This window comes from Modestobacter sp. KNN46-3 (assembly GCF_011039295.1).
This window is the reverse complement of the sequence record NZ_JAAKGN010000061.1, coordinates 20864-27107: the sequence shown is the minus strand read 5'-3', so window position 1 is coordinate 27107 and position 6244 is coordinate 20864. Positions and strand designations below refer to the sequence as shown.

Here is a 6244-nt window from a genome sequence, read left to right as displayed (position 1 = left end):
AGATGTTTAGAAGAGTCAGCCGACTGGAGAACCTCCTCCAGGATCGCCCGCAGCCCACGGGCACCGGTGCCCCGCGAGAAGTCCGCGTAGTCCCAGCGCCACCTCTGACGGCCCGTTCCCCACCAAGGGAGCGGGCCGTCCGCGTTCCCAGCCCAGGGTGGTCGGGGTGATGTGCACTGCAGGCACGTTCTGGCCCAGGAACCCGCCATAGCTGCACATCACCGGGCCCGGAGCAGGGCCTCCCGCGCCGCGCAGACGGCCAAGATCTCCCGACGGCACCCCGCCGGGTCGGTCGTCAGCCGGCGGTAGCTGAACCGGAGGACGACCCACCCGCACGCCGCCAGCGCGACGTCCCGTCGGGTGTCCCGCTCCCGGGCCTCGGCGCTCCCGTGAAAGGCGGCGCCGTCCAGCTGGACGGCCACCTTCAGGCGCAGGACGGCGGCGTCCAACCGCACCGTGCCGGAGCGGAGCCGGACGGGGTGCTGCTGGACGAACTCGGGCATCCCGGGCCCGCGCAGGACGTGCTGCACTCCCCACAGCTCCAACTCGCTCTGACTGCCGTCCTCGACAGCGGCGATCAACCGGATCAGGGTGCGACGGCCGGGGAGCGCGGGACGCACGTCGGCCTCCGACCGGAGGTCCTGGGCTCTGGCTCGCCCGTCGCGGAGTGTCTCGATGACAGCTGCCCGCGCCAGCTCGACCAGCCGCGGCTCGGTGGGCCGACCGTGCGCCGACCCCCAGGTGTCGACCACAGCACGGCGCACCGAGGTCACCGGGTAGGGCTCCCAGGCCGCCCGGTCCAGCCGCTGGACACGGTGGGTGGTGACCGCCTGCAACACCGGAGCCCGGCGACCGGCTCGGATGGACACGTGCACCTGGGGGAGTGCGGGCGCCACGCCCCAGACGGTCAGTGCGCTGGTGTGGCTGAGCACCCCGTCCGTGGCCAGGACGGCGGCCAGCGCGCGGACCCGCCACTCACCCGCGCGTTCGGGGAGGACGACCACCCCCGGGTGCGGGCGTTCCAAGCGTCCGGCTCTGACCCAGGTCCCGACGGTGTGTCGGTCCACGCGGCCGGCCAGGTCGACTACGCGCGTGACGCCGTCCCGACCGAGGAGGGCAGCGATGTCGTGAGCCATGCGCGCCACACTCGGTCACCGGCAGCGGCCGAGGTGCTGTCGCTCTGCATCTGTGGACCACCGCGGCAGCTGTGGAAGGTGACGATGTGCGGCCGCGGCGCACCCCGGCCGCATTACCTGCCGTCAGTGCACATCACCGGCAGGCGCCGCCGGCTGCCACCCGGAAATCGGGCAGCAGCCGGGCGGCGTCAGGCCTCGGGGGTCTCGGCGAGGACGACGTCGACGCGCAGGGGGCCGTCGCCGGCGACGACGGTCAGTTCCGCGATCCGGCCGGCGTCGACCAGGTCACCCCGGGCGGCCTCGACCGCGGCCACCCGCGCCTCGGGCACGGTCACCGTCGTCGTCGCCACGTCGGTGCGCATCGAGGTCTTCGCGTCGGACTTCGCCTTGCGGACGAGCGACAGGACCTCGGCCGCTGCCGTCACCACCGCCGGGTCGCCGCCGGCCGGCAGCTCGGTCGCGGTGGGCCACAGCGCCCGGTGCACCGAGCCGGTCTGCCACCAGGACCAGACCTCCTCGGTGACGAAGGGCAGCACCGGGGCGAGCAGCCGCAGCTGCACCGACAGTGCCAGCGCCAGCGTGGCCTGCGCGGAAGCAGCCGCGGGACCAGAGCCGTAGGCGCGGGTCTTCACCAGCTCCACGTAGTCGTCGCAGAAGGACCAGAAGAACGACTCGGTGACCTCGAGCGCCCGGGTGTAGTTGTAGGCCTCCATCGCCGCAGTCGCCTCGTCGACCACCTGGGCCAACGAGGCGAGCAGCCCGCGGTCGATCGGCTCGGTGACCGCCTCGGCCGTCAGGTCGGGAGAGGCGCCCAACCCCAGCACGAACTTCCCGATGTTGAGCACCTTCATGGCGAGCCGGCGGCCGACCTTCATCTGCGCCTCGTCGAAGGGTGAGTCCGCACCCGGCCGGGCGCCCGCGGCACGCCAGCGCACCGCGTCGGTGCCGTAGCGCTCCAGCACGTCGATCGGGGTGGTCGCGTTGCCCTTGGACTTCGACATCTTCTTGCGGTCGGGGTCGACCACGAAGCCGGAGATGGTCGCGTGCGTCCACGGCACCGCGCCGTGCTCGAAGTGCGCCCGGACGACGGTGGAGAACAGCCAGGTGCGGATGATGTCGTGCGCCTGGGGCCGCTGGTCCATCGGGAAGACGTGCGCGAACAGCTCCGGGTCGGTCTCCCAGCCCGAGGCGACCTGCGGCGACAGCGACGAGGTGGCCCAGGTGTCCATGACGTCCGGGTCGGCCATGAACCCGCCCGGCACGCCCCGCTGGTCGGCGGTGAAGCCCTCGGGGACGTCGGAGGACGGGTCGACCGGCAGCGCCGACTCCGGCGCCAGGATCGGCGCGGAGTAGTCGGGCTCGCCCTCGGAGTCCAACCGGTACCAGACCGGGAACGGCACACCGAAGAAGCGCTGCCGGCTGATCAGCCAGTCGCCGTTGAGCCCCTCGACCCAGTTGTCGTAGCGGTGCCGCATGTGCTCGGGTACCCACTGGATCTCCCGGCCGCGAGCCAGCAGCGCGTCGCGCAGGTCGCCGTCCCGCCCGCCGTTGCGGATGTACCACTGCCGGGTGGTGACGATCTCCAGCGGGCGCTCGCCCTTCTCGAAGAACTTCACCGGGTGGGTGATCGGCTTCGGGTCGCCGACCAGGTCACCGGACTCACGGAGCAGTTCGACGATCCGCTGCTGCGCACTGAAGGAGGTCTTGCCGGCCAGCTCGGCGTACACGTCGGCGGGGACGTCGGCCGGCGGGTCGGCGATGAACCGGCCGTCCCAGCCGATGACGGCGCGGGTCGGCAGCTGCAGCTCCCGCCACCAGGTGACGTCGTTCAGGTCGCCGAAGGTGCAGATCATCGCGATGCCCGAGCCCTTGTCCGGCTCGGCCAGCCGGTGCGCCACGACCGGCACCTGGACGCCGAACAGCGGCGTCGTGACGGTCTTCCCGAACAGCGGCTGGTAGCGCTCGTCGTCGGGGTGGGCGACCAGGGCGACGCAGGCCGGCAGCAGCTCGGGGCGGGTGGTCTCGATGAACACCGGGCCCTCGGGGCCGGCGAAGCCGATCCGGTGGTAGGCGCCCGGGCGCTCCCGGTCCTCCAGTTCGGCCTGGGCGACCGCGGTGCGGAAGGTGACGTCCCAGAGGGTCGGCGCCTCCTGGGCGTAGGCCTCACCGCGGGCCAGGTTGTGCAGGAACATCTTCTGCGCGGTGGCGCGCGAGGACTCCGAGATCGTCCGGTACACGTTCGACCAGTCGACCGACAGGCCGACCCGGCGCCACAGCTCCTCGAACGCGTCCTCGTCGACGGCGGTGAGCCGCTCGCACAGCTCGACGAAGTTGCGCCGGGAGATCGGCAGCTGGTCCTTGCCCGGCTTCTCCGGCGGGGTGAAGTCCTCGTCGTAGGGGAGCGAGGGGTCACAGCGCACGCCGTAGTAGTTCTGCACCCGGCGCTCGGTGGGCAGGCCGTTGTCGTCCCAGCCCATCGGGTAGAAGACGTGCTTGCCGCGCATCCGGTGGTACCGGGCGACGATGTCGGTGTGGGTGTAGCTGAACACGTGGCCCACGTGCAGCGACCCGCTGGCCGTCGGCGGCGGGGTGTCGATCGCGTAGGTCTGCGAGCGGGGGGCGGACAGCGCGGCGTCCCGGTCGAAGGCGTACGTGTCGCCCTCGGCCCAGCGGGCCACCCACTTCTCCTCCAGCCCGTCGATCGAGGGCTTCTCGGGTACGCCGCCGGTGCTCCCCGGGGGAGTGCTGTCCAGGGATCGGGTGTCGGCAACCATGACTGGCATCCTAGGAGCGATGAGCACCTCCCTTTCCCGTGACCTGGCCCGGGTCGAGCAGGCGCTCCTGGCGCGGTGGCCGGAGAACCGGCTCGAGCCGTCGCTGACCCGCATCTCCGCCCTGGTCGACCTGCTGGGCTCACCGCACCGTGCGATGCCCGTCGTCCAGGTCACCGGCACCAACGGCAAGACGACGACGGCGCGGATGGTCGACGAGCTGCTGCGCGGCTTCGGCCTGCGCGTCGGCCGCTTCACCAGCCCGCACCTGGAGTCGATGCGCGAGCGGATCGTGCTCGACGGCGAGCCGCTGCCGGCCGAGCGCTTCGTCGAGGTCTACGACGACATCGCGCCCTACGTGCAGATGGTCGACGCGGGCAGCGACGTCCCGATGTCCTTCTTCGAGGTGATGGTGGCGATGGCCTACGCCGCCTTCGCCGAGGCGCCGGTCGACGTCGCCGTCATCGAGGTCGGCATGGGCGGCACCTGGGACGCGACCACCGTCGCCGACGCCCGGGTCGCCGTCGTCACCCCCGTCTCGCTGGACCACGCCGAGTACCTCGGGCCGGACGTCGCCACGATCGCCACCGAGAAGGCCGGGATCATCAAGCCGACCTCCGGGGACGGCGTGCTGCCCGACGGCCGCCCGGACGGCGGCGTCGTCGCGGTGCTCGCCCACCAGCCGGCCGGCGCGCTGGAGGCCTTGGTGCGGCGGGCGATCGAGGTCGACGCGACCGTGGCCCGGGAGGGCACCGAGTTCGGCGTGCTGGAGCGCCGGGTCGCCGTCGGCGGCCAGCAGGTGCGGCTGCAGGGGCTGGGCGGGGAGTACGACGAGGTCTTCCTGCCGCTGTTCGGCGCGCACCAGGCGCAGAACGCCGCCGTGGCGCTCGCCGCCGTGGAGGCGTTCCTGGGTGCGGGGTCGGCCACCGGCCCGGTCGCCCAGGACGTCGTCCGGGAGTCCTTCGCCGCGGTGCGCTCGCCCGGCCGGCTGGAGCGGGTGCGCACCTCCCCGGCGGTGCTCGTCGACGCCGCGCACAACCCGGCCGGGATGCGGGCCACCGTCGAGGCGGTCCGGGAGTCCTTCGACTTCACCCGGCTGGTCGGCGTCGTCGGCTGCGTCCAGGGCAAGGACGTCAGCGGCATGCTGGCCGAGCTGGAGCCGCTGTGCGCCGAGCTGGTGGTCACCCAGAACAGCTCTCCGCGGGCGATCCCGGCCGACGAGCTGGGGGCGCTGGCGGTCGACGTGTTCGGGGCCGACCGGGTCAGCGTGCACCCGCTGCTCACCGACGCGCTGGAGTCGGCGATCGAGCTGGCCGAGGCCGGTCCCGACGACGCGCTCGGCGGGTCCGGCGTGCTGGTCACCGGCAGCGTGATCACCGCGGGGGAGGCCCGCAGCCTGCTCCGCGGCAAGCGGTCATGACGGCACCCGACCCGGTCCGCGCCGGCAAGGCCCTCGGTGGGGCTGCGGCCGCGATCCTGCTGCTGGAGGGGATCGCCGTCCTCTTCGTGCCGCGGGGCATCGCCCAGACCGGAGAAGGGCTCACCGGCACCCGGCTGACCGTCCTGCTCGTGCTGGCCGTGCTGCTCATCCTGGCCAGCGGGCTGCAGCGCCGTCCGCAGGGTCTGGTCATCGGCACGGCACTGCAGGTGCCGCTGCTGCTCACCGGGCTGCTCAGCGGGGCGATGTGGCTGGTCGGCGTCATCTTCCTGGCGATCTGGCTGTACCTGCTGCAGGTCCGCAAGGAGCTGCTCGGCTCGCCCTTCGGACCGCCGCCGGCGGCACCCCCGGCACCGCCCGCCGGCTGACGGCGCTACGCCGCCGAGGCGTCCCCGAGCTGACCGCGCAGCCGGTCGGCATCGGTGCCCAGCTGCTGGAGCACCCGCCGCACCACCGGGTCGCCGACGGCGAGCAACCCGGCCAGCAGGGCACCGCTGTCGATGACCCGGGCCCGGCGGCGCAGCTTCGACCGCAGGACGTGGCGCAGCGACTCCTCCAGGGCGCGCTTGCTCCCCTCGGCGAACGGCAGGTGACCGGACGGCTCTCGGCCACCGCGGTCCAGCGCGCCCGGGCCGAAGGCGGACTCGGCAGCAGCCCGCACCTGGTCCAGGTCTATGCCGATGGCGGCCAGTGCGTCGGCGTCCAGCGCGCCGTTCGAGCGTGCCAGGGCCGCCTCGACGGACCCCAGGTCGGCGCCGGTCGCCCGCAGCGCCTGGCCCCCTCGACCGGGGTCGGCCGTCAGGGCCAGCAGGAGGTGCACCGGCTCGACCTGGTCGGCGTGCAGCCAGCGAGCCTGTGCCTGTGCCATGACGACCACCTGACGGGCCTCTCGGGTGAAG

5 protein-coding genes are annotated in these 6244 nt (G+C 73.2%); 2 read left to right on the top strand and 3 right to left on the bottom strand.

Going from position 1 to position 6244, the window contains the following annotated elements; all coding sequences use genetic code 11:
- Positions 1-218 precede the first annotated feature (218 nt).
- Positions 219-1025 (bottom strand): DUF559 domain-containing protein, encoded by an 807-nt coding sequence (locus tag G5C62_RS14270; protein WP_164701514.1) that lies wholly within the window; start codon positions 1023-1025, stop codon positions 219-221.
- A 299-nt stretch (positions 1026-1324) separates the two neighbouring features.
- Entirely contained in the window at positions 1325-3910 is a 2586-nt protein-coding gene (gene valS / locus G5C62_RS14265; protein ID WP_164701513.1) for a valine--tRNA ligase, read from the bottom strand.
- A gap of 19 nt (positions 3911-3929) precedes the next feature.
- Between valS and G5C62_RS14260 the strand changes: the two genes are divergently transcribed.
- Positions 3930-5327 carry a folylpolyglutamate synthase/dihydrofolate synthase family protein gene (locus G5C62_RS14260; protein ID WP_164701512.1) on the top strand — a complete coding sequence of 466 codons (1398 nt, stop codon included), beginning with the start codon at positions 3930-3932 and terminating at the stop codon, positions 5325-5327.
- A complete protein-coding gene (locus G5C62_RS14255; RefSeq protein ID WP_164701511.1) occupies positions 5324-5713 on the top strand; it encodes a DUF4233 domain-containing protein in 390 nt (129 codons plus the stop codon). The genes G5C62_RS14260 and G5C62_RS14255 overlap by 4 nt, the downstream gene beginning before the upstream one ends.
- A 5-nt stretch (positions 5714-5718) precedes the next feature.
- On the opposite strand, the gene G5C62_RS14250 is transcribed toward G5C62_RS14255, so the two are convergent.
- Positions 5719-6213, bottom strand: a complete 495-nt coding sequence (locus G5C62_RS14250) for a Clp protease N-terminal domain-containing protein (RefSeq protein WP_164701510.1) — start codon at positions 6211-6213, stop codon at positions 5719-5721.
- Between the last annotated feature and the right edge of the window lie 31 nt (positions 6214-6244).

Coding starts and splice junctions, on each gene's coding strand:
- valS (WP_164701513.1), bottom strand. CDS start 3,910: ATGGTTGCCGACACCCGATCCCTGGACAGCACTCCCCCGGGGAGCACC.
- G5C62_RS14260 (WP_164701512.1), top strand. CDS start 3,930: ATGAGCACCTCCCTTTCCCGTGACCTGGCCCGGGTCGAGCAGGCGCTC.
- G5C62_RS14255 (WP_164701511.1), top strand. CDS start 5,324: ATGACGGCACCCGACCCGGTCCGCGCCGGCAAGGCCCTCGGTGGGGCT.
- G5C62_RS14250 (WP_164701510.1), bottom strand. CDS start 6,213: ATGGCACAGGCACAGGCTCGCTGGCTGCACGCCGACCAGGTCGAGCCG.